We start from the raw sequence: 23,208 nt of genomic DNA, 5'->3' as shown, positions 1-23,208 counted from the left end.
ATGGCCTCGTTGCCGAACCCGTCCCTTCCGTCCTCCTCCACCGACAGCCGGACCCGAACCGAAGCCCTCCGGGAAGCCCTCGCCACCCGTGTGGTGGTGGCCGACGGCGCCATGGGCACGATGCTCCAGGCACAGGACCCGACGCTGGAGGACTTCCAGGGCCTCGAGGGCTGCAACGAGATCCTCAACGTCACCCGTCCGGACATCGTCCGCACGGTGCACGCCGCCTACTTCGACGCGGGCGTCGACTGCGTCGAGACCAACACCTTCGGCGCCAACCTCACCGCTCTGGGCGAGTACGACATCGCCGACCGGGTCGCCGAGCTGTCCGAGGCCGGCGCCCGCATCGCCCGCGAGACGGCCGACGAGTTCACCGCGCGCGACGGGCGCCAGCGCTGGGTGCTGGGCTCCGTCGGCCCCGGCACCAAGCTGCCCACCCTCGGCCACACGACCTTCACCGGCATCCGCGACGCCTACCAGGCCAACGCCGAGGGCCTGCTCGCGGGCGGCGCGGACGCCCTGCTGGTGGAGACCACCCAGGACCTGCTGCAGACCAAGGCCTCCGTCATCGCCGCCCGCCGTGCGATGGAGACGGCCGGCTACGAGGTCCCGCTGATCGTGTCGGTCACCGTCGAGACCACCGGCACCATGCTGCTGGGCTCGGAGATCGGCGCCGCGCTGACCGCGCTGGAGCCGCTCGGCATCGACATGATCGGGCTGAACTGCGCCACCGGCCCGGCCGAGATGAGCGAGCACCTGCGCTACCTCGCCCGCCACTCCCGCATCCCGCTGTCGTGCATGCCGAACGCCGGCCTGCCCGAGCTGACCAAGGACGGCGCGCACTACCCGCTGACCGCCCCCCAGCTGGCCGACGCCCAGGAGACGTTCGTCACCGAGTACGGACTGTCCCTGGTCGGTGGCTGCTGCGGTACGACGCCGGAGCACCTGCGCCGGGTGGTCGAGCGGGTCCGTGGCCTGACGCCGCCCGAGCGGCAGCCGCAGCCCGAGCCGGGTGCGGCGTCGCTGTACCAGTCGGTGCCGTTCCGCCAGGACACCTCCTACCTGGCGATCGGCGAGCGCACGAACGCCAACGGGTCGAAGAAGTTCCGGGAGGCCATGCTGGAGGGCCGCTGGGACGACTGTGTGGAGATGGCCCGGGAGCAGATCCGTGAGGGCGCCCACATGCTCGACCTGTGCGTCGACTACGTGGGCCGCGACGGAGTCGCCGACATGGAGGAGCTGGCCGGCCGTTTCGCCACCGCCTCCACGCTGCCGATCGTGCTGGACTCCACCGAGGTCGACGTCCTGCGGGCCGGGCTGGAGAAGCTCGGCGGCCGTGCGGTGATCAACTCGGTGAACTACGAGGACGGCGACGGCCCCGAGTCCCGTTTCGTGAAGGTCACCCGGCTCGCCAGGGAGCACGGGGCGGCGCTGATCGCGCTGACCATCGACGAGGAGGGCCAGGCCCGCACCGCCGAGAAGAAGGTGGAGATCGCCGAGCGGCTGATCGCCGACCTGACGGGGAACTGGGGCATCCGCGAGGAGGACATCCTCATCGACTGCCTGACGTTCACCATCTGCACCGGTCAGGAGGAGTCCCGCAGGGACGGCGTCGCGACGATCGAGGCGATCCGGGAGCTCAAGCGCCGTCATCCGGACGTCCAGACCACGCTGGGGTTGTCGAACATCTCCTTCGGTCTCAACCCGGCCGCCCGTATCCTGCTCAACTCCGTCTTCCTCGACGAGTGCGTGAAGGCCGGTCTGGACTCGGCGATCGTGCACGCCTCGAAGATCCTGCCGATCGCCCGGTTCAGTGAGGAAGAGGTGACCACGGCGCTGGACCTGATCCACGACCGCCGGGGTGAGGGCTATGACCCGTTGCAGAAGCTGATGGCGCTGTTCGAGGGCGCCACCGCGAAGTCGTTGAAGGCGGGCAAGGCCGAGGAACTGGCCGCGCTGCCGCTTCAGGAGCGCCTGAAGCGGCGGATCATCGACGGCGAGCGCAACGGCCTGGAAGCCGACCTCGACGAGGCCCTCCAGGAGCGCCCGGCCCTCGCCATCGTCAACGAGACCCTGCTGGACGGCATGAAGGTCGTCGGCGAGCTGTTCGGCTCCGGCCAGATGCAGTTGCCGTTCGTGCTGCAGTCCGCGGAGGTGATGAAGTCCGCGGTCGCCTACCTCGAGCCGCACATGGAGAAGACCGACGAGGCCGGCAAGGGCACCATCGTGCTGGCCACCGTGCGCGGCGACGTGCACGACATCGGCAAGAACCTCGTCGACATCATCCTGTCCAACAACGGCTACAACGTCGTCAACCTCGGCATCAAGCAGCCCGTCTCCGCGATCCTGGAGGCCGCCGAGGAGCACAGGGCCGACGTCATCGGCATGTCCGGTCTCCTGGTCAAGTCCACGGTGATCATGAAGGAGAACCTGGAGGAGCTCAACCAGCGAGGTCTGGCCGCCACCTACCCGGTCATCCTCGGCGGCGCCGCCCTCACCCGGGCCTATGTCGAACAGGATCTGCACGAGCTGTACGGGGGCGAGGTCCGCTACGCCCGTGACGCGTTCGAGGGCCTGCGGCTGATGGACGCCCTGATCGGGGTCAAGCGGGGCGTGCCCGGGGCGAAGCTGCCGGAGCTGCGGCAGCGGCGGGTGCGCGCGGCCGCCGTGGAGATCGAGGAGCGGCCCGAGGAAGGGCACGTCCGCTCCGACGTCGCCACCGACAACCGTGTGCCCGCCCCGCCGTTCTGGGGCACCCGCATCGTCAAGGGCATCCCGCTCAAGGAGTACGCGAGCTGGCTGGACGAGGGCGCGCTGTTCAAGGGCCAGTGGGGGCTGAAGCAGGCCCGCACCGGCGAGGGGCCGACGTACGAGGAGCTGGTCGAGACCGAGGGCCGGCCCCGGCTGCGCGGCCTGCTGGACCGGCTGCAGACCGAGAACCTCCTCGAAGCGGCCGTCGTCTACGGCTACTTCCCCTGCGTGTCCAAGGACGACGACCTGATCATCCTGGACGAGGAGGGCAACGAGCGCACCCGGTTCACCTTCCCGCGCCAGCGCCGCGGCCGCCGGCTGTGCCTGGCCGACTTCTTCCGTCCGGAGGAGTCGGGGGAGAGGGATGTGGTCGGCTTCCAGGTCGTCACCGTCGGCTCCAGGATCGGCGAGGAGACCGCGCGGCTGTTCGAGTCGAACTCCTACCGTGACTATCTCGAACTGCACGGCCTGTCCGTGCAGTTGGCGGAGGCGCTCGCCGAGTACTGGCACGCACGCGTGCGCGCCGAGCTCGGCTTCGGGGGCGAGGACCCCACCGACATGGAAGACATGTTCGCCCTGAAGTACCGCGGCGCCCGCTTCTCCCTCGGCTACGGCGCCTGCCCCGACCTGGAGGACCGCGCGAAGATCGCCCAGCTCCTGGAGCCGGAGCGGATCGGCGTCCACCTCTCCGAGGAGTTCCAGCTGCACCCGGAGCAGTCCACGGACGCGATCGTGATCCACCACCCCGAGGCCAAGTACTTCAACGCGCGGTAGCGTCCGTCCGCGGACCCCGGCGGCCCACGCCCGCGTCTTCCGACGCGGGCGGGTCTGCCCCGCTGCGATCCGGTGGCGGGTCTTCGGCGCGGACGGGGTGTGCCCGGTAAGCGCCGTCGGCGCGTCTTCGGTTCGGTGAGGCCGTGCCCCGGCGAGCCCGCCGGCGCCTCTCCCCGCGTCGCCCAGGCCCCGCGCGTCCTGGTGGCCGGGTGGGTGCCGCCCGGCGGTCTTCGCAGGTCCTCCTGCGCCCGCACGGCGTGGCGCCCCCGCGCCGAGAGGCACTTCTCCCACGCGCGTCGTACACTGGTCGATCCACCGCAGGCCGGTTCCCTTGCTGGGAACCGGCCTGATCGTCCCTTGAAGGAGGTACGCCGGATGACCACCACGGTTCCCGCACTCGGAACCCGTACGGCCGAAGGCTCCGCCCTGCAGGCCGTGCTCCTCGACATGGACGGCACCCTCGTGGACACCGAGGGATTCTGGTGGGACGTCGAAGTCGAGGTCTTCGCCGGCCTCGGCCACACGCTCGACGACTCCTGGCGCCATGTCGTGGTCGGCGGTCCCATGACGCGCAGCGCGGGATTCCTGATCGAGGCCACCGGCGCGGACATCACCCTCGACGAACTCACCGTCCTGCTCAACGACGGGTTCGAGGACCGTATCGACCGCAGACTGCCCCTGATGCCGGGCGCCGCACGACTGCTGGCCGAACTCGCGGCGCACGACATCCCCACCGCCCTGGTCTCCGCCTCCCACCGGCGCATCATCGACCGCATCCTGGCCTCCGTCGGCCCGCAGTACTTCGCCCTGACCGTCGCCGGCGACGAGGTCGAGCGCACCAAGCCGTTCCCCGACCCGTATCTGCGGGCCGCCGCCGGCCTCAGCGCCGACCCCACGCGGTGCGCGGTCATCGAGGACACCGTGACCGGAGTCACGGCCGCCGAGGCCGCGGGCTGCCGCGTGGTGGCCGTGCCCTCGATCGCCCCCATCGAACCGGCCGCCCGCCGCACCGTCGTCACCTCGCTCGAAGAGGTCGACCTGCCATTTCTGCAGCGTTTGATGACGCACGTTTGATGACGGGACGTTTGATGACGCACATGCGCTGATCCTTCACTCAGCGTGCAGAGCGAATGGACGGATTACTTCCGGCTGTCCGGCCGAATGAATTAATACCGGCTCACCCGAGCGAATTCCGGGGCGGAGAGCACCCGTTCAGTATGTGACGTTCCCCACGCCCACAGGGGTCGACAGCGGGCCCGGCGTGTGCTGTTCCACCCCATCCGGGCGGCCGCGACGCGCCCTTGTGTCCCGATTGGTGAAACGCTGCACGAATCCTTCCCCCTACCGGTTTTCCGGTCCGTTCACACCCGGTTTCACAGCGTGATGGGAACTCAACTCCGGTGGCTGTCAGCCCTCGTGCAGGTGCGGACTAATCTCAGCGCGAGAACATCACCACTTCCCCGTGATCCGCCGCACCACCCATGCATGCCGGATACACGGACCCAACAGCTCTGGAGAAACTCGAGCATGAACCGCAAGACTTTGGTGCTGCCGGCCGTCGCCGGTCTGCTCACCCCCGTCCTCGCTGCCTGTGGCGGGTCCAGCAGCGGGGGCAAGAGCGGTGACGCCATCGTCGTCGGCACCACCGACCGGTTCATCACCTCCAGTGACGCCCCCGCGCCCGTCGACCCGGCGTACGCCTATGACGTCGGCTCCTGGAACATCCTGCGGCAGACCGTGCAGACGCTGATGGTGCAGCCCCGCGGCGACGGCGAGCCGCAGCCCGAAGCGGCCGAGAGCTGCGGCTTCACCGACACGGGCAACGAGCGCTACGCCTGCAAGCTGCGCAAGGACCTGAAGTTCGCCAACGGCGACCAGGTGACCGCGGCCGACGTGAAGTACTCCATCGACCGTGCCCGCGCCATCAAGGCCGACAGCGGCGTCTTCGCCCTGCTGTCGACCATCGACACGGTCGAGACGCAGGGTGACAACGAAGTCATCTTCCACCTCAAGACCGCGGACGCCACTTTCCCGTTCAAGCTGTCGACGCCGGTCGCCGGCATCGTCAACCCCAAGGACTACGAGAAGAACAAGCTTCGCGACGGCTTCGACATCGACGGCTCCGGGCCGTACACGATGCAGGCCGAGGTCAAGAAGAACGAACTGGTCAAGGCCACCTTCACCAAGAACCCCAACTACAGGGGCCAGCTGACGCCGAAGAACGACAAGGTCGTCCTCGAGTCGTTCCCCGACGCCGACGCGATGGGCTCCGCCCTCGACAAGGGCGACATCGACGTCATGACCCGCACGATGGACCCGGACCAGATCCGCAAGCTCCAGAACGACAGCCACGGCAACGTCAACCTCGTGGAGATGCCGGGCCTCGAGATCCGCTACCTGGCCTTCAACACCGACGCCCCCACGGTGAAGAGCAAGGCCGTCCGCCAGGCCATGGCGCAGGTCATCAACCGCGGCGAGCTGGTCTCCAAGGTGTACGGCACCGAGGCCGAGCCCCTGTTCTCGCTGGTCCCCGCCACCATCACCGGCCACTCCAACTCGTTCTTCAACAAGTACGGCAACCCCAGCGTGGGCAAGGCCCGCACCATACTCTCCAAGGCGGGCATCACCGACCCGGTGAAGCTGACGCTGCACTACACGACCGACCACTACGGTCCGGCCACCGCCAAGGAGTTCGAGGTGCTCAAGGAGCAGCTCAACGCCAGCGGCCTGTTCGACGTCACCATCCAGGGCACCCCCTGGGAGAAGTTCCGCCCGGCCGAGAAGAAGGGCGAGTACGACGTCTACGGCATGGGCTGGTTCCCGGACTTCCCGGACGCCGACAACTACCTCGCGCCGTTCCTCGACAAGGACAACACCCTCGGATCCCCGTACGCCAACCCCGAGATCATCAACACGCTGATCCCCCAGTCCCGCCGTGAGGCCGACCGCCTCACCGCGTCGAAGAGCCTCGCAGACATCCAGGACATCGTCGCCGACGACGTGCCGATGCTTCCGCTGTGGCAGGGCAAGCAGTACGTCGCCACCCGCGACGACATCACCGGCAGCGAGTACGCGATGAACTCCTCCTCCACGCTGCAGTTGTGGGAGCTCGGCCGCGGCGTCGGCAGCTGACCGGTCAGTCGGCCGGTTTCCCACCGGCCAGGTGACCAGCGGTTCTTCAAGGCCCCCGGGCGCACGCCCGGGGGCCTGCGCCGTTCGCGGTACGATCCGGGAACTTCCGCACGGCCCGGAACGCGCGGAGTCCGGGGCGAACGACAACCGAAGACAAGGCACATGCACGTGAACATGCGCACCCAGTGGCCGGTTCTGTCCATAGCGACGGGGCTGGCCGCCGGCCTGCTCACCGGATGCGGCACCTCGACCGACGACTCCTCGGGCACCGGCTCCTCGGTGGTGGTGGGGATGTCCGACGACGTCCTGGCCACCGACCCGGCCTCCGGCTACGACCCGGGGTCCTGGCTGCTGTTCAACAATGTCTTCCAGTCCCTGCTGGGCTTCCCCAAGGGCGGCACGGAACCGGAGCCGGAAGCCGCCAGGGAGTGCACGTTCACGGACACGCAGACCAAGGTCTACTCCTGCACCCTCAGGGACGGCCTGAAGTTCAGCAACGGTGACCCGCTCACCTCGAAGGACGTCAAGTTCTCCTTCGACCGCATGCTGAAGATCAACGACTCGGCCGGCCCCGCCATCATGTTCCCCATGCTCGGCTCGGTCGAGACACCGGACGCCAAGACCGTCGTCTTCAAACTGAAGTACGCCGACGCCACCTTCCCCAGCAAGATTGCCTCCGGCGCCGGCTCCATCGTCGACCACAACGCCTACCCCGCGGACAAGCTGCGCACGGACGGCAAGGCGGTCGGCTCGGGCCCCTACAAGCTGGATTCCTTCGGCAAGGACAAGGCCGTCTTCTCCGTCAACCCGCAGTACCAGGGCACCGCGAAGGTGCACAACTCCGGCGTCACCCTGAACCTCTTCCACGGCAACCAGTCCGCCCTGAAGAACGCCCTCCTTGACCGGAAGATCGACCTCGCCTACCGGGGCCTGGCCGCCGCCGACATCGCAGGCATCGACAAGGACGCCTCCACCGGCAAGGGCATCGAGGTCGTCGAGGGTTCCAGCGCGGAAGTCCAGCACCTCGTCTTCAACATGGACGACCCGGTCGCCGGCAAGCTCGGCGTCCGCAAGGCCATCGCCTACCTCCTCGACCGCGACGCCCTCGTCAACAAGGTGTACAACGACACCGCGACGCCCCTGTACTCGATCATCCCGGCCGGCATCACCGGCCACGACACGTCCTTCTTCGACACCTACGGCGCCCGCCCCTCGAAGGCCAAGGCGGCCGCCGCGCTGCGCGCCCAGGGCATCACCGGCAAGGTCACGCTCACCCTCTGGTCGACGCCCTCCCGCTACGGGCCCGCCACCGACGAGGAACTGAAGACCATCGCCCGGCAGCTGAACGACAGCGGACTGTTCGACGCCGACGTCAAGTCCGTCCCCTTCGACCAGTACGAGAAGGACATCGCGGCAGGCAAGTACGGGGTCTACGTCAAGGGCTGGGTGCCCGACTACCCCGACCCCGACAACTTCACCGCGCCGTTCTTCGGCAAGGGCAACGTACTGGACAACCACTACGCCAACAGCACCATCACCGGCGAACTGATCCCCAAGACGGCCGCCCAGAGCGACCGCTCCGCCACCGACGACGAATACCGCACGCTTCAGAACATCGTCGCCGAGGACGTCCCGGTCATCCCCGTCTGGCAGGCCAAGCAGTACGCCGTCACACGGGACGACGTCTACGGGCTCGAGTACTGCCTCGACGCCTCCACCGTGTTCCGGTTCTGGGAGATCAGCAAGGGCTGAGCCGCCCCGATGCACGAAGGGCGCCCTCAAGGGGGCGCCCCACCGTCACAGTGCCCCGACTACTGGGCGCCGGGACGCACCAGCCCGCTCTCGTACGCGTACACCGCCGCCTGAACCCGGTCCCGCAGCCCCAGCTTCGTCAGGACATGGCCGACGTGCGTCTTCACCGTGGTCTCGCTGACGAACAGATCGGCGGCGATCTCCGCGTTGGACAGCCCGCGCGCCACCAGCTTCAGCACCTCCACCTCCCGCTCGGTGAGGGTGTGCAGGGTGTCCGGCACCGGCTCGTCCCCGGACGGCAGATGCGTGGCGTACTTGTCGAGCAGCCGCCTTGTGATGCTCGGCGCGAGCATCGCCTCACCCGCCGCGACGACCCGGATCGCCTGCACCAGCTCGTTGGCGGGCGCGTCCTTGAGCAGGAACCCGCTCGCACCAGCGCGCAGAGCCTCCACCACGTACTCGTCCAGATCGAACGTCGTCAGCACCAGCACCTTCGCCGGGCCGTCCCGCCCCGGCCCGGTGATCTGCCGGGTCGCCTCCACGCCGTCCATACGGGGCATGCGGATGTCCATCAGAACCACATCGGGCTGCAGGGCACGCACCTGGTCGAGCGCCTGCAGGCCGTCTCCGGCCTCACCGACGACCGCGAGATCCTGCTCGGCCTCCAGAATCATCCGAAAGCCCGTACGCAGCAGCGGCTGGTCGTCGACCAGTAGGACGCGGATGGCCACGTAAGTCTCCTTCGCTAGTCCGGCCCCATTCTGCCCTGCGTGTCACCGCCCGATTCGGGCACCCTGACCGACGTGGACACCTCCGGGTCCGCAGCGCCGCCCACCCGCTGGGCCGGCAGCGGCTGCACCGCCGCCGGGACACCCGCGGCCGGGCGGACGGGCAGCGGATACGGCGGGGGAGTGCCACCGAACTCCGGGCACACCGCCTGGTGGTCGCACCAGCCGCACAGCTTGCTGCGGCGCGGCCGCCAGTCGCCCGTCTCCGTCGCCACCCGGATCGCCTCCCACAGCGCGAGCAGCTTGCGCTCCACACGCTCCAGGTCGGCAAGGACCGGGTCATACGTCAGCACGTCCCCACTGCCCAGGTACACGAGCTGAAGGCGCCGCGGGACGATCTTCTTCAGCCGCCACACCACCAGGGCGTAGAACTTCATCTGGAACAGCGCGCCCTCCGCGTACTCGGGCCGGGGCGCCTTGCCCGTCTTGTAGTCGACGATCCGCACCTCACCCGTCGGCGCCACGTCGACGCGGTCGATGATCCCGCGCAGCCTCAGCCCCGACTCCAGCTCCGCCTCCACGAACAGCTCACGCTCGGCGGGCTCCAGACGCGTCGGATCCTCGAGCGAGAACCAGCGCTCGATCAGCCGCTCCGCCTCACCCAGCCAGCGCGCCAGCCGCTCACCGTCCGGATCGTCCGCGAACAGCTCCACGACCTCCGGCCTGCTCTCCCGCAGCCGGTCCCACTGACCGGGCAGCAGCGCCTTGGCGCGCGGCGCGGTCCGCTCGGCGGCGGGCGCGTCGAACAACCGCTCTAGCACCGCGTGCACCAGCGTGCCTCTCGTAGCCGCCTCACTCGGCTTCTCGGGCAGCTTGTCGATCACCCGGAACCGGTACAACAGCGGGCACTGCATGAAATCGCCGGCGCGCGACGGCGACAACGAAACCGGGGGCGCGGCGGCCACGGCGGACGGCACGGCGGCGCCGTCGGTGCTGGATTCCATGACCACAGACCATACGGCCCACCACTGACAGTGACCCAGCCACCACCGGGCCCGAGCACCACCGACGGGCCGGGAAAGACCCCACCACGGGGCAGAACAGAGGGGTGCCGGGGCGGAACACGACGCGACGGCCGCATACCATCGACACCGGACCCTCCCACCCGGCACGACCGGGGCCGGGGAGACGCATCGATCGAGGGGACAGCGTGGACGAGAGCGGCGGGAGCGCACAACCGCGCCCCGGCAACAACGGGGCGCCCCACGACACGCCCCGCGAGGAATCACCCAGTCCCGCAGAGCCCCCCACCGAGCCCGCGGCACCCACCACCGCGACCCCGGGGCCCGACGACGAGCACACACCGTCCACCCAGGGGCCCACCGCACCCACCACAGCCCCAGGCACGCCCGGCGACGAACACCCCGCCCCCACCGGACCGCCGACCCCGCCCCCACCCGGCGGCGAAGCCACGACACCGGCCCCCACCCAGCCGCCCGCCACCGACGACAGCAACACCCCGCAGTCCCCGGCGAACGGCGCCCCCGACACCCCGGCGGACAACCACCCCGCACCCCGGCCGGCACCCTCTCACTCCGACGGCCCAACCACCCCCCAGCCGCACACCGACCACCGCCAGTCACCCCCCGCCGACAGCCACCCCACCCCCCAGAACCCGCACGGCCACACGACCGCCCGCACCACCGCCCACACGGGCGCCCCCGGCCAAGGACGCCCCCCGCAGCGCCCCAAGGACCCCGGCGGCGGCATCCTCATGGGACGGCCCTTCGGCGTCCCCGTGTACGTCGCCCCCAGCTGGTTCCTCGTCGCCGCACTGATCACCTGGGTGTTCGGCGGACAGCTCGACCGCGTCCTCCCCGAACTCGGCGCCGCCCGCTACCTCGTCTCCCTCTTCTTCGCCGTCGCCTTCTACGCCTCCGTCCTCGTCCACGAACTGGCCCACACCGTCGCCGCCCTCCGCTTCAAACTCCCGGTGCGCCGCATCCAGCTCCAGTTCTTCGGCGGCGCCTCCGAGATCGAGAAAGAAGCCGAGACCCCCGGCCGCGAATTCGTCCTCGCCTTCGTCGGCCCACTCCTCTCCCTCGCCCTCGCCGGGATCTTCTACCTCGCCCTCCAGCCCGTCGAACCCGGCACCGTCCCCGGCGTCCTCCTCGCCGGCCTCATGGTCTCCAACCTCATCGTCGCCGCCTTCAACCTGCTCCCCGGCCTCCCCCTCGACGGCGGCCGCATGCTGCGCGCCATCGTCTGGAAGATCACCGGCCGCCCCATGAGCGGCACCATCGCCGCCGCCTGGGTCGGCCGCGCCCTCGCCATCGCCGTCCTCATCGGACTGCCCCTGCTCACCCAGTCCGGCGCCCTCGGCTCCACCGCCGAGGACAACGTCGGCATGGACACCGTCACCGACGCCCTGCTCGCCGCCATCCTCGCCGCGATCATCTGGACCGGCGCCGGAAACAGCCTGCGCATGGCCCGCCTGCGCGAGCACCTCCCCGAACTGCGCGCCCGCACCCTCACCCGCCGCGCCGTCCCCGTCGAGACCGACACCCCCCTCTCCGAGGCCCTGCGCCGCGCCAACGCCGTCGGTGCCCGCGCCCTCGTCGTCGTCGACGCCCACGGCCGGCCGCTCTCCCTCGTCCGCGAGGCCGCCATCGTCGGCGTACCCGAACACCGCCGCCCCTGGGTCCCCGTCAGCGGCCTCGCCCAGGAACTCAACGACGGCATGCGCGTCTCCGCCGAACTCGCCGGAGAAGACCTCCTCGACGCCCTGCGCGCCACCCCCGCCACCGAATACCTCGTCGTCGAGGACACCGGCGAGATCTACGGCGTCCTCTCCGCCGCCGACGTCGAACGCGCCTTCGTCAAGGCCATGGCCCGCCCCACGCCCTAGTGGTCGGCGGCCCCCTCCACTGCCGGTAGGCTGGTCACATGTCCGAACCGACCGGTGCCGCCCGCCGTCGCGGGCCCTTCAAGGTCGGGGACCAGGTACAGCTGACCGACCCCAAGGGCCGCCACTACACGTTCACACTCGAAGCGGGAAAGAACTTCCACACCCACAAGGGCTCCTTCCCGCACGACGAACTGATCGGCGCACCCGAGGGCAGCGTTGTCCGCACCACCGGGAACGTCGCCTACCTCGCGCTGCGCCCCCTGCTCCCCGACTACGTCCTGTCCATGCCCCGCGGGGCAGCCGTCGTCTACCCGAAGGACGCGGGACAGATCCTCGCCTTCGCCGACATCTTCCCCGGCGCCCGCGTCGTGGAGGCAGGCGTCGGCTCCGGCTCGCTCAGCACCTTCCTGCTGCGCGCCATCGGCGACCAGGGCATGCTGCACAGCTACGAGCGCCGCGCCGACTTCGCCGAGATCGCCCAGGCCAACGTGGAACGCTACTTCGGCGGCCCCCACCCCGCCTGGCAGCTCACCGTCGGCGACCTCCAGGACAACCTGTCCGACACCGACGTGGACCGCGTCATCCTCGACATGCTCGCCCCCTGGGAATGCCTCGAGGCCGTCTCCAAGGCACTCGTCCCCGGCGGCATCGTCTGCTGCTACGTCGCCACCACCACCCAGCTCGCCCGGACCGTCGAGTCCATCCGCGAAATCGGCTGCTTCAACGAGCCGACCGCCTGGGAAACCATGATCCGCAACTGGCACATCGAGGGCCTCGCCGTCCGCCCCGACCACCGCATGATCGGGCACACCGGTTTCCTCCTCACCGCCCGCCGCCTCGCCGACGGCGTCGAGCCGCCCATGCGCCGCCGACGCCCCGCCAAGGGCGCCTACGGCGAGGACTACACCGGTCCCAACGCCGACGGAGGCACCGGCCGCTGACCCCGGCCCCCACACAGCCCCCAACACACCAGCGCCGTGGCCGAGTTCCCGCACACCTCGCGGAACTCGGCCACGGCGCTCACGCGTTCAAGCACACACACCCGCACACCCCCACCCGCCGAAGCACACACACGCGCACACACCCACGCACCGGCGCGACCATCCCCCTCCAGGCCCGGCGCACACGGAAACTGACGCACCACCAGCAGTGCCCACCCCGCCGTTCCCCTGCACTGTGACGTGTGGCACCATGCGGGGCACCCCCACCGGCACAGCCCTCACAGGAGACACCTCCCCCGTGCAGCACTCCGCCGTCCCGGAACTGGCTCACACCACCACCCGGCCCATCCACTGGGTCGCCACCGCCGCCGCAGTCTCCGGCGTGATCGCCCTGTCCTCCGTGCTGCAGCCGGGCGCCGCAACGGCGGCCCAACCCGACACCGGGACCAAGGCCGCCCCCGCCGCCACCGCACCCCCCGACCCCGCCAAGGCCGACTTCCCCCTCGACTGCGGCCCCACCAAGCTCCTCGTCGTCAAGAAGGCCACCGGCGACCTCGACGGCGACGGCCGCCCCGAAACCGTCGTCGTCGTCCACTGCGACGCCGGCATGGGCACCCCACCGGACGGCCTCTACGTCCTCACCCAGGCGGCGGGCACCACCACACCCCGCGTCGTCGCCACCCTTGTCGACCCCAAGGACCGCAACACCGTCACCGACTTCGCCGTCCGCGACGCCGCCGTCACCGCCACCCTCCTCGGCTACTCCTCGCCCGACGTGCCGAGTTGCTGCCCCGACGTCAAAGACGACGCCAAGTGGCAGTGGAAGAACGGCGCGTTCCTCCGCACCACCGCCGACGGCGGGCGCACCGTCTGACCCCGCGACCCGGACCGGGTGACGCAGAGCACCGACAGTGTGAGAAAAGAGACACAGCTGACCTGAGGTGGCGGAGTGATCACGCAGCGTCCGGGCCGTACACCTCCACCCTGTCCGAAACCCGACGCACATGGATGCACTCGCCAGGACACTCCCTCGCCGAATCCACCACGTCCCCCACCAGCGGCAACGGCACTCGCGTCGCAGCACCCCTGACCTGCAGAAGCTCCTCGTCCGGCCCCTTCACATAAGCCAGACCGTCGATGTCCAGCTCGAAGACCTCCGGCGCGTACTGGGCACAGATGCCGTCACCGGTACACAGGTCCTGGTCGATCCAGACCTCCAGCTCCTCGCCGCCGACACCGGCCTCCTGCTGCACGGTCATCTCCCCTGCCGTTGACTGCGCAGAGCCCCGGGAATCCGGCCAGCTCTGACGGGTGTTGAACACCTCGACCCTACCTTCGGCCGCTTCCCAATCATGTTCGGTGGGTATTCCCCTGGCGTGAGGGAGAGCGCAAGGGTGAAGATCGGACACACCCCGACAGTCTTTGTGATCTAGGGGTTTCAATCGACACCCACCCAGGTAGGGTCTGGAAGCGTCCAGCTCCCCTTGGAGGAGGTGAGGACCGTGGCAGCCCACGACGACGACATGAACCGCGGCATCCGCCCGGGACGAGGGTCCGACGACCCTGCCGGGCAGATCGCCTACCTTGAGCAGGAGATCGCCGTCCTGCGACGCAAGCTCGCCGACTCTCCGCGACACACGAGAATTCTCGAAGAGCGGATCGTCGAGCTGCAGACCAACCTGGCCGGCGTGTCCGCGCAGAACGAGCGACTCGCCAACACGCTCCGTGAGGCCCGCGACCAGATCGTGGCCCTCAAGGAAGAAGTCGACCGGCTCGCACAGCCACCGGCCGGCTTCGGTGTCTTCCTGCAGGCGAACGAGGACGGCACCGCCGACATCTTCACCGGAGGCCGCAAACTCCGCGTGAACGTCAGCCCCAGCGTGGACCTCGACGAGCTCCGCCGCGGCCAGGAACTGATGCTCAACGAAGCGCTCAACGTGGTCGAAGCCATGGAGTTCGAGCGCGTCGGGGACATCGTCACCCTCAAGGAAGTCCTCGAGGACGGCGAGCGCGCCCTGGTGCTCGGGCACACCGACGAGGAACGGGTGGTACGGCTCGCCGAGCCGCTGCTGGACGTCACCATCCGCCCCGGCGACGCCCTCCTGCTCGAACCCCGCTCCGGCTACGTCTACGAGGTCGTCCCCAAGAGCGAGGTCGAAGAACTCGTCCTCGAAGAGGTACCCGACATCGGCTACGAGGCGATCGGCGGCCTCGCCGGCCAGATCGAAGCCATCCGCGACGCGGTCGAGCTCCCGTACCTCTACCCCGACCTCTTCAAGGAGCACGAGCTGCGCCCGCCCAAGGGAGTCCTCCTCTACGGACCCCCCGGATGCGGCAAGACCCTCATCGCCAAGGCCGTGGCGAACTCCCTCGCCAAAAAGGTCGCCGAAGTGACCGGCCAGGCCGCCGGCAAGAGCTTCTTCCTCAACATCAAGGGCCCCGAGCTCCTGAACAAGTACGTCGGCGAAACCGAACGTCAGATCCGCCTCGTCTTCCAGCGAGCCCGCGAAAAGGCCAGCGAGGGCACCCCCGTCATCGTCTTCTTCGACGAGATGGAATCCCTCTTCCGCACCCGCGGCTCCGGCGTCAGCTCGGACGTGGAGAACACCATCGTCCCCCAGCTCCTCGCCGAGATCGACGGTGTGGAAGGCCTGCAGAACGTCGTGGTCATCGGCGCCTCCAACCGCGAGGACATGATCGACCCCGCCATCCTGCGCCCCGGCCGTCTCGATGTGAAGATCAAGATCGAACGTCCGGACGCCGAAGCCGCCAAGGACATCTTCGGGAAGTACCTCACCGAAAACCTCCCCCTGCACGCCGACGACGTCAGCGAACACGGAGGCGACAAGGGCGCCACTGTCCAGGCCATGATCCAGACCGCCGTGGAACAGATGTACGCCGAGTCCGACGAGAACCGCTTCCTGGAAGTCACCTACGCCAACGGCGACAAGGAAGTCCTCTACTTCAAGGACTTCAACTCCGGCGCCATGATCGAAAACATCGTCGGCCGCGCCAAGAAGATGGCAATCAAGGACTTCCTCGAACACAACCAGAAAGGCCTCCGCGTCTCCCACCTCCTCCAGGCGTGCGTGGACGAGTTCAAGGAGAACGAGGACCTGCCCAACACCACCAACCCCGACGACTGGGCCCGAATCTCCGGAAAGAAGGGCGAACGGATCGTCTACATCCGCACCCTCATCACCGGAAAGCAAGGCGCAGACACCGGACGCTCCATCGACACAGTGGCAAACACCGGTCAGTACCTGTAAAAGCAAGGGCGGCTGCGGGTGCCCCCACTGGGTACCCGCAGCCCACTGCTTTTCAGGCCACGGCTGGAGCACAGCAATGACGCAAATGATCTCCCCACCAGCGCAAAGGCGTTCTAGGCTCTTTGTTACCGCCGCGTCGCGCCGTGCGGGGACGGGCACCGCACGCGCACCGGAGCACCAGCGGTATCTGAGCGCCGCCCCCGACCGAGGGCGCCGCCGGGCAAGGAGGGCCGCATGACCGTACGGCGAGTAATGGGCATCGAGACGGAGTACGGCATCTCCGTCCCCGGCCACCCCAACGCCAATGCCATGCTCACCTCATCCCAGATCGTCAACGCCTACGCCGCGGCGATGCACCGGGCCCGCCGGGCCCGCTGGGACTTCGAGGAAGAAAACCCGCTGCGGGACGCGCGAGGCTTCGACCTCGCACGCGAGGCCGCCGACGCCAGCCAGCTCACCGACGAGGACATCGGCCTCGCCAACGTCATCCTCACCAACGGCGCACGGCTCTACGTCGACCACGCACACCCCGAATACAGCGCCCCCGAGGTGACCAACCCCCGCGACGCCGTCCTCTGGGACAAAGCCGGCGAACGCATCATGGCAGAAGCCGCGGAACGAGCAGCCCAGCTCCCCGGCGCCCAACCCATCCACCTCTACAAGAACAACACCGACAACAAGGGCGCCAGCTACGGCACGCACGAGAACTACCTGATGAAGCGGGAAACCCCCTTCTCCGACATCGTGCGCCACCTCACCCCCTTCTTCGTCTCCCGCCAGGTCGTCGCCGGCGCCGGCCGCGTCGGCATCGGCCAGGACGGCCACGAACACGGCTTCCAGCTCAGCCAGCGCGCCGACTACTTCGAAGTCGAGGTCGGCCTCGAGACGACACTCAAGCGGCCCATCATCAACACCCGCGACGAACCCCACGCGGACGCGGAGAAATACCGCCGCCTCCACGTGATCATCGGCGACGCCAACCTGTCGGAGATCTCGACCTACCTGAAGCTGGGCACGACCGCGCTGGTCCTGTCCATGATCGAGGACGGCTTCATCGCGGTCGACCTCGCGGTCGACCAACCCGTACGGACCCTGCACCAGGTCTCCCACGACCCGACGCTCAAGCGCCTGATCACCCTGCGCAGCGGCCGCACACTCACCGCCGTCCAGCTCCAGATGGAGTACTACGAGCTCTCCCGCAAGTACGTCGAGGAGAGGTACGGCGCCGACGCGGACGACCAGACCAAGGACGTCCTGTCCCGCTGGGAGGACACCCTCAACCGCCTCGAGCACGACCCGATGAGCCTGGCGGGAGAGCTGGACTGGGTCGCCAAGCGGGAACTCATGGAGGGCTACCGCCGCCGCGACGGCCTCGACTGGGACGCCGCGAAGCTCCACCTCCTCGACCTCCAGTACGCCGACGTACGCCCCGAGAAGGGCCTGTACAACCGCCTCGCGGCCCGCGGGCGCATGAAGCGCCTCCTGGACGAGGCAGAGGTCGAGCGGGCCCGTAGGAAGCCACCGGAGGACACACGCGCCTACTTCCGGGGCCGCTGCCTCGAGCAGTACGCGGACGACGTCGCCGCCGCCTCCTGGGACTCGGTCATCTTCGACCTCCCCGGCCGGGACTCCCTGCAGCGCGTTCCAACCCTGGAACCGCTACGCGGAACGCGTAATCACGTCAAGGAGCTCCTGGACCGCTGCCGCACGGCCGAGGACCTGGTCAGGGTCCTGTCAGGCGGCTGAGGGATTACTCGGACGAGCCCGGCCGCCCGGGGTGTAAATCCCTGCGGCCGGGAATCATCGAGGTGGTCCCCGCACGTTGGAGTAACTGCGGGGCCATTGTCGGACCCGGCTAGTAGGGTCTGATCACCACCGATCGGCAGGAAAGCCGACCTGTCGACCATGTCGGGCGAACTGAGCGGGGTGAGGGTTATGGCGACCAAGGACACCGGCGGCGGCCAGCAGAAGGCCACGCGCTCCACCGAGGAGATCGAGGAGCAGGAGCAGGAGGCTCAGGCTTCGGGGGATCTCAAGGAGCGGCACGAGAAGCTGAGCGACGACGTGGACTCCGTCCTCGACGAAATCGATGACGTACTCGAGGAGAACGCCGAGGATTTCGTGCGATCCTTCGTGCAAAAGGGCGGGCAGTGAGGGGCGATAGGCCGCTTTCTCCTTCGAATTGAAGGTGCGGTGGGGGGTGGCTGGAGAGCCGTTCGCGAAGCGATGTACGGGCTGCAAGAGGGATCTGCCCCTCACCGCCTTCGCGCGAGACAGGAATCGGAGCGACGGTCTTCAGGTGCGGTGCCGGGAGTGCGTTGCGGAGTACAGCGCCGCCCACTACCGGCGCCGCCGGGAGGCAATGGGCAAGTCGGTGCGCGAGAAGGTGGACGTTCCGCCAGGGCACAAGCTCTGCCGGATGTGTGGGGAGGCCAAGCCACACAGTGAGTGGCATCGCAACGCGACTGCGTCCGACGGGCTGTCCACGCGCTGCAAGGCGTGCAGGGCAGCCCGTGGGCGGCAAGACCACCTGAAGCGCCAGTACGGCATCACCGAAGCCGAACGTGACGAGTTGATCGCCTCCCAGGCAGGCGTCTGTTGCATATGTCTATCCGCCCCGGCAGCGCATGTGGATCACTGCCACGAGACGGGTAGGGTCCGTGGCGTACTGTGCTTCAGCTGCAATGCCGCACTGGGGCAGTTCAAGGATCGGCCCGACGTCATAAGGCGGGCTGCGACATACGTGGAAGGAAACGCGTGGAAGCCAATCCTCGTAGCACCGGGCGTCTACCAGCTGCCTTCCTGACGCCTGGCTCGTCGTCCTTCATGGACTTCCTGTCGGAGCACCAGCCCGAGCTGCTGCCCGGCAACCGGCAGCTGCCGCCCACGCAGGGCGTGATCGAGGCTCCGCACGGCACGACCATCGTGGCCACGACGTTCCCGGGGGGCGTCGTGCTCGCGGGTGACCGCCGGGCGACCATGGGCAACGTGATCGCGCAGCGGGACATCGAGAAGGTTTTCCCGGCGGACGAGTACTCGGCCGTGGGCATCGCCGGCACGGCGGGTCTCGCAGTCGAGATGGTGAAGCTGTTCCAGCTGGAGCTGGAGCACTTCGAGAAGGTCGAGGGTGCGCAGCTGTCCCTGGAGGGCAAGGCGAACCGTCTGTCGACCATGATCCGTTCCAATCTGGGCATGGCCATGCAGGGTCTTGCCGTGGTCCCGCTTTTCGCCGGTTATGACCTGGACCGTGGCAAGGGCCGCATCTTCTCCTATGACGTGACGGGCGGCCGTTCCGAGGAGCACGGCTTCGCGGCCACGGGTTCCGGTTCGATCTTCGCGCGCGGTGCCATGAAGAAGCTCTACCGTGAGGATCTGACCGAGGAGCAGGCCACGACCCTGGTGGTTCAGGCCCTGTACGACGCGGCGGACGACGACTCGGCGACCGGTGGTCCCGATGTCGCTCGCCGGATTTATCCGATCGTCACCGTGATCACCGAGGACGGGTTCCGTCGGCTCGGCGACGACGAGTCGTCCGAGATCGCTCGCTCGATCCTGGAGCGGCGTCTGGAGCAGCCCGACGGTCCGCGGGCCGCGCTGCTCTGACGGCGCGGCCGGGTTGTTGTCAGGGTGATCGTGTGACTTCGACAGAAAGGGACGGATAACCGGTGTCGACGCCGTTCTATGTCTCCCCCCAGCAGGCCATGGCCGACCGGGCGGAGTACGCCCGTAAGGGCATCGCGCGCGGCCGCAGTCTGGTCGTGATGCAGTACGCCGACGGCATCGTGTTCGTCGGTGAGAACCCGTCCCGTGCGCTGCACAAGTTCAGTGAGATCTACGACCGGATCGGTTTCGCGGCCGCCGGCAAGTACAACGAGTACGAGAACCTGCGGATCGGTGGTGTGCGCTACGCCGACCTGCGCGGTTACACCTATGACCGTGATGACGTGACCGCCCGTGGTCTGGCGAACGTCTACGCGCAGACGCTGGGCACGATCTTCTCTAGTGCGGCGGAGAAGCCGTACGAGGTGGAGCTTGTGGTCGCCGAGGTGGGGGAGACCCCGGAGGGTGATCAGATCTACCGTCTGCCGCACGACGGGTCGATCGTGGATGAGCACGGTTCGGTGGCGGTCGGTGGCAATGCCGAGCAGATCAGCAGTTTCCTCGATCAGCGTCATCGTGACGGGATGACGTTGGCGGAGGCGCTGAAGCTGGCGGTGCAGGCGCTGTCGCGTGACACGAACGGCAGTGAGCGGGAGATTCCGGCGGAGCGTCTGGAGGTCGCGGTGCTGGACCGTACGCGGCCGCAGAAGCGCAAGTTCAGGCGGATCACCGGCCGTCAGCTGTCGCGTCTGTTGCAGGCGGACGGTGCGTCGACGGCGGCGGAGGCGGAGGCCGACGCGGACGCCGAGTCGGAGGAGTAGGTCGCCTCATCGGTATGACCGTTTGACGGTATGACGCTGCGCGCCCCGCCCGTTCCGGGTCGGGGCGCGCAGCGTTGTGCTCCGGGGTCGTTCGCGGGTCACTGGCGCGGTGGTGCTGTGGAGCCTCGTACGACCAGTTCGACGGGGATGTCGCGCTGCTCGGGTGTGCGGTCTTCCAGGACCGCCAGCAGGGCCTCCATGCCTCGTTCTCCGAACAGTTCCGCGTCCAGTCGTACGGTCGTCAGTTCCGGGTCGATCGCTGTGGCGAGGGCGAGGTCGTCGAGGCCGGTGACGGAGAGGTCGTCGGGGATGCGCAGGCCGAGGCGGCGGGCGGCTTTGTAGGCGCCGGCGGCGAGTTTGTCGTCGTCGCAGACGAGGGCGGTGGGGCGGGGGCCCGGGGCGGCGAGGGCGGTTTCGGCGGCGGTGAGGGCGTCCTCGATGGAGATGGGGGCGCGGGTGGTCCGCAGGGTGGTGCCGGGGACGGTGCCGAGGCGTGCCGCGAGTTCCTGTGCGCGTATCCGGAAGGTCCAGGAGGGGATGTCGGCGGCGAGGTGGAGGAAGTGCCGGTGGCCGAGACCGAGGAGGTGTTCGGCTACTTGGCGTACTCCGTCGGTGATGTCGAGGTTGACGGTTGCGGCGCCGGGGCTGCCTTCGGGGTCGCTGTCGAGCATGACGAGGGGGAGCTGGTCGCCGTGGATGGCGGTGAGGGCGTCGGCGGCCATGGAGGAGGCGATGACGCCGTCGAGGGCGGCTTGTGCGGAGTGGAAGGGATCTCTGGCGGGGCCGACACCTTCGGGTGAGGGGTAGAGGACGACGCCGAAGCCGTGGTCGGCGGCGATGCGGGCGGCGCCGGTGTAGACGCCGGCGAAGAATTCGGTGGTGAGGGCGGGTACCACCAGCAGGACTGTGCGGGTGTGGCCGAGGCGGAGGTTGCGTGCGGCGAGGTTGGGCCGGTAGCCGAGTTGTCGTGCGGCCTGTCGGACGCGTTCGGCGACGGGTTCGGAGACGCGTCCGCGCCATTTGTCGCCGAGGACGAGGGAGACGGCTGCCTGGGAGACGCCGGCGGCCTGGGCGACATCGCGGCTGGTGGGTCGCGTGCTACCTGGTGGCACGGTGGGCGTGCTCCTTCGTGCGGGTTGGCGGGTCGCCGTCGTGTGGACTGCTGGTCAGCGCTCATGGTACGTATGACTGGCGACGTTATACGTAAAACTTCACCCGTCGCGGGTACGGAGAAGCGGGGTGGGGCCGGGAGAAGGGACGCGCATGGCCGCGGGATACGTGGAGATCCTCAGGGCGAGGCATGCGGCCCGCCTGCTGGTGGGGACGCTGGTGGGCCGGTTGCCCAACGCGGTGGCGGCGATCGTCGTGGTGCTGTTCGTGCGGGCAGAGGGCGGCACGTACAGCCTCGCGGGGGCGCTGGCCGCGGTGTACGGGGTGGCCAACGCGGTGGGGCAGCCGGTGCTGGGACGGCTGGTCGATCTGCACGGGCAGCCTCGGGTGCAGCTGCCGGCGGCGGTGGTGTCCGCCGCCGCCATGACGGTGTTCGCGCTGACGGGTCTGGAGCCGATCGCCGTGGCGTATGCCGCGATGGCGGTGGCGGGGCTGTTCACGCCGCCGCTGGAGGGCGGTCTGCGGGCGCTGTGGCCGGCGGTGCTGCGCCGGGAGGAGCAGGTGCACACGGCGTATGCGATGGACGCGGTGGCGCAGGAGGTGATGTTCACCGTCGGACCGCTGCTGGTGACGTTGTGTGCGTCGTTGTGGTCGGCGCGGGTGGCGGTGGTGGTGCTGAACATCGTCGGGGTTCTGGGTGCCTTGTCGGTGGTGGTGTCGCCGCCGTCGCGTGCGTGGCGGTCGGCGCCGCGTGCGGCGCACTGGCTGGGGGCGTTGCGCTCGCGGGGGCTGCTCGTGCTGCTCGGGGCGTTCCTGTTCGTGGGGATGGCGTTGGGTTCGATCGCGGTGGCGGCCGTGTCGTACGCCGATGGTCATGGGGGCGACGCGGTGTACGGCTGGCTGATGGCGGCGATCGGATTGGGTGCTCTGGTCGGGGGTTCGGTGTACGGGGCGCGGCGGTGGCCGGGGGCGCCGGAGCGGCGGTTGCGTGTGCTGGTGGGGCTTTTGGCGCTGTGTTATCTGCCGCTGATGCTGATGCCGGGTGTGGTCGCGATGGTGGGGTTGACCGCGGTGGCGGGGGTGTTCCTGGCGCCGTGTATCGCGTGTGCGTTTGTGCTGGTGGACCGGCATGCGCCGAGCGGTACGGTGACGGAGGCGTTCTCGTGGCTGGTGACGACGTTCACGGTGGGTGCGTCGGTCGGGACGGGCGTCGCGGGGCCGGTGGTGCAGGCGGGTGGCGCGCTGTGGGGTTTCGCGGTGCCGGGGGCCGCGGGGGCCGTGTCGCTGCTGGTCCTGGTGGTCGCGGGGCGGGTCCTCGCAGCTCCCGCCGGGGGCGGGGTGGTTGCGGGTTCACCGGAAAATGATCCAAACCGTGCTGTCGAACCCCGTTTCAGCTCGGGGGATCGGGCGTAATGTTCAGTC

The 23,208-nt window shown here is 69.0% G+C and carries 18 protein-coding genes; 14 read left to right on the top strand and 4 right to left on the bottom strand.

Translation table 11 applies throughout. The features are described 5' to 3' along the window. The 4 genes from metH to N8I84_RS09045 all read left to right on the top strand — a co-directional run bounded on the left by metH (position 1) and on the right by N8I84_RS09045 (position 8,409). Positions 1-3,525 (top strand): methionine synthase, encoded by a 3,525-nt coding sequence (gene metH / locus N8I84_RS09060; protein WP_263229048.1) that lies wholly within the window; start codon positions 1-3, stop codon positions 3,523-3,525. A 375-nt stretch (positions 3,526-3,900) separates the two neighbouring features. Continuing rightward, entirely contained in the window at positions 3,901-4,599 is a 699-nt protein-coding gene (locus N8I84_RS09055) for an HAD family hydrolase (protein ID WP_263229047.1), read from the top strand. 453 nt (positions 4,600-5,052) lie between these two features. Next, positions 5,053-6,657 carry an ABC transporter substrate-binding protein gene (locus N8I84_RS09050; protein ID WP_263229046.1) on the top strand — a complete coding sequence of 535 codons (1,605 nt, stop codon included), beginning with the start codon at positions 5,053-5,055 and terminating at the stop codon, positions 6,655-6,657. A gap of 168 nt (positions 6,658-6,825) precedes the next feature. Next, a complete protein-coding gene (locus N8I84_RS09045) occupies positions 6,826-8,409 on the top strand; it encodes an ABC transporter substrate-binding protein (RefSeq protein WP_263234707.1) in 1,584 nt (527 codons plus the stop codon). 59 nt (positions 8,410-8,468) lie between these two features. On the opposite strand, the gene N8I84_RS09040 is transcribed toward N8I84_RS09045, so the two are convergent. Both N8I84_RS09040 and N8I84_RS09035 read right to left on the bottom strand, forming a co-directional pair. Further along, a complete protein-coding gene (locus N8I84_RS09040; RefSeq protein WP_058926326.1) occupies positions 8,469-9,140 on the bottom strand; it encodes a response regulator in 672 nt (223 codons plus the stop codon). Between the two features lie 14 nt (positions 9,141-9,154). Continuing rightward, positions 9,155-10,141 carry a RecB family exonuclease gene (locus tag N8I84_RS09035; protein WP_263229045.1) on the bottom strand — a complete coding sequence of 329 codons (987 nt, stop codon included), beginning with the start codon at positions 10,139-10,141 and terminating at the stop codon, positions 9,155-9,157. A gap of 206 nt (positions 10,142-10,347) precedes the next feature. Here N8I84_RS09035 and N8I84_RS09030 point away from each other — a divergent pair, with 206 nt between their 5' ends. The 3 genes from N8I84_RS09030 to N8I84_RS09020 all read left to right on the top strand — a co-directional run bounded on the left by N8I84_RS09030 (position 10,348) and on the right by N8I84_RS09020 (position 13,860). After that, complete coding sequence (locus N8I84_RS09030; RefSeq protein WP_263229044.1) at positions 10,348-12,045, top strand: site-2 protease family protein; 1,698 nt, start codon at positions 10,348-10,350, stop codon at positions 12,043-12,045. A gap of 38 nt (positions 12,046-12,083) precedes the next feature. Next, positions 12,084-12,986, top strand: a complete 903-nt coding sequence (locus N8I84_RS09025) for a tRNA (adenine-N1)-methyltransferase (protein WP_103839091.1) — start codon at positions 12,084-12,086, stop codon at positions 12,984-12,986. Positions 12,987-13,284: 298 nt separating this feature from the next. Then, a complete protein-coding gene (locus N8I84_RS09020) occupies positions 13,285-13,860 on the top strand; it encodes a hypothetical protein (RefSeq protein WP_263229043.1) in 576 nt (191 codons plus the stop codon). Positions 13,861-13,939: 79 nt separating this feature from the next. On the opposite strand, the gene N8I84_RS09015 is transcribed toward N8I84_RS09020, so the two are convergent. Continuing rightward, positions 13,940-14,245: a ferredoxin gene (locus N8I84_RS09015; RefSeq protein WP_103839089.1), complete on the bottom strand. Its 306-nt coding sequence runs from the start codon at positions 14,243-14,245 to the stop codon at positions 13,940-13,942. 243 nt (positions 14,246-14,488) lie between these two features. On the opposite strand from N8I84_RS09015, the gene arc reads away from it, so the two are divergent. From arc to prcA, 6 genes are all read left to right on the top strand, one after another. Further along, positions 14,489-16,255: a proteasome ATPase gene (gene arc / locus N8I84_RS09010; protein ID WP_263229042.1), complete on the top strand. Its 1,767-nt coding sequence runs from the start codon at positions 14,489-14,491 to the stop codon at positions 16,253-16,255. Between the two features lie 234 nt (positions 16,256-16,489). After that, positions 16,490-18,001, top strand: coding sequence for a depupylase/deamidase Dop (gene dop, locus N8I84_RS09005; RefSeq protein WP_263229041.1), 1,512 nt, complete (start codon positions 16,490-16,492; stop codon positions 17,999-18,001). 189 nt (positions 18,002-18,190) lie between these two features. Beyond that, the gene (locus N8I84_RS09000; protein WP_263229040.1) at positions 18,191-18,409 is read left to right on the top strand and encodes a ubiquitin-like protein Pup; all 219 of its coding nucleotides are present in this window, start codon (positions 18,191-18,193) and stop codon (positions 18,407-18,409) included. Positions 18,410-18,455: 46 nt separating this feature from the next. Then, positions 18,456-19,061 carry an endonuclease VII domain-containing protein gene (locus N8I84_RS08995; RefSeq protein WP_263229039.1) on the top strand — a complete coding sequence of 202 codons (606 nt, stop codon included), beginning with the start codon at positions 18,456-18,458 and terminating at the stop codon, positions 19,059-19,061. Further along, positions 19,013-19,858, top strand: coding sequence for a proteasome subunit beta (prcB, locus tag N8I84_RS08990; protein WP_263229038.1), 846 nt, complete (start codon positions 19,013-19,015; stop codon positions 19,856-19,858). The genes N8I84_RS08995 and prcB overlap by 49 nt, the downstream gene beginning before the upstream one ends. A 62-nt stretch (positions 19,859-19,920) precedes the next feature. Further along, a complete protein-coding gene (prcA, locus tag N8I84_RS08985) occupies positions 19,921-20,676 on the top strand; it encodes a proteasome subunit alpha (protein WP_263229037.1) in 756 nt (251 codons plus the stop codon). A 98-nt stretch (positions 20,677-20,774) separates the two neighbouring features. On the opposite strand, the gene N8I84_RS08980 is transcribed toward prcA, so the two are convergent. Beyond that, on the bottom strand, positions 20,775-21,788 hold the full coding sequence (locus N8I84_RS08980) for a LacI family DNA-binding transcriptional regulator (RefSeq protein ID WP_263229036.1): 1,014 nt from the start codon (positions 21,786-21,788) through the stop codon (positions 20,775-20,777). A gap of 151 nt (positions 21,789-21,939) precedes the next feature. Here N8I84_RS08980 and N8I84_RS08975 point away from each other — a divergent pair, with 151 nt between their 5' ends. Then, positions 21,940-23,199 (top strand): MFS transporter, encoded by a 1,260-nt coding sequence (locus tag N8I84_RS08975; RefSeq protein WP_263229035.1) that lies wholly within the window; start codon positions 21,940-21,942, stop codon positions 23,197-23,199. Positions 23,200-23,208: the final 9 nt, after the last annotated feature.

This window comes from Streptomyces cynarae (genome assembly GCF_025642135.1).
Taxonomy (GTDB): Bacteria; Actinomycetota; Actinomycetes; order Streptomycetales; family Streptomycetaceae; genus Streptomyces; species Streptomyces cynarae.
The sequence above is the reverse complement of the archived record's forward strand: the minus strand, read 5'-3'. Positions and strand labels throughout refer to the sequence as shown.

Bases quoted from the DNA above. Each gene is read 5' to 3' on its own strand.
- metH (WP_263229048.1), top strand. From the start codon at position 1: ATGGCCTCGTTGCCGAACCCGTCCCTTCCGTCCTCCTCCACCGACAGC.
- N8I84_RS09025 (WP_103839091.1), top strand. From the start codon at position 12,084: ATGTCCGAACCGACCGGTGCCGCCCGCCGTCGCGGGCCCTTCAAGGTC.
- N8I84_RS09050 (WP_263229046.1), top strand. From the start codon at position 5,053: ATGAACCGCAAGACTTTGGTGCTGCCGGCCGTCGCCGGTCTGCTCACC.
- dop (WP_263229041.1), top strand. From the start codon at position 16,490: ATGACCGTACGGCGAGTAATGGGCATCGAGACGGAGTACGGCATCTCC.
- N8I84_RS09035 (WP_263229045.1), bottom strand. From the start codon at position 10,141: ATGGAATCCAGCACCGACGGCGCCGCCGTGCCGTCCGCCGTGGCCGCC.
- N8I84_RS09015 (WP_103839089.1), bottom strand. From the start codon at position 14,245: ATGACCGTGCAGCAGGAGGCCGGTGTCGGCGGCGAGGAGCTGGAGGTC.
- N8I84_RS09000 (WP_263229040.1), top strand. From the start codon at position 18,191: ATGGCGACCAAGGACACCGGCGGCGGCCAGCAGAAGGCCACGCGCTCC.
- N8I84_RS08975 (WP_263229035.1), top strand. From the start codon at position 21,940: ATGGCCGCGGGATACGTGGAGATCCTCAGGGCGAGGCATGCGGCCCGC.
- N8I84_RS09055 (WP_263229047.1), top strand. From the start codon at position 3,901: ATGACCACCACGGTTCCCGCACTCGGAACCCGTACGGCCGAAGGCTCC.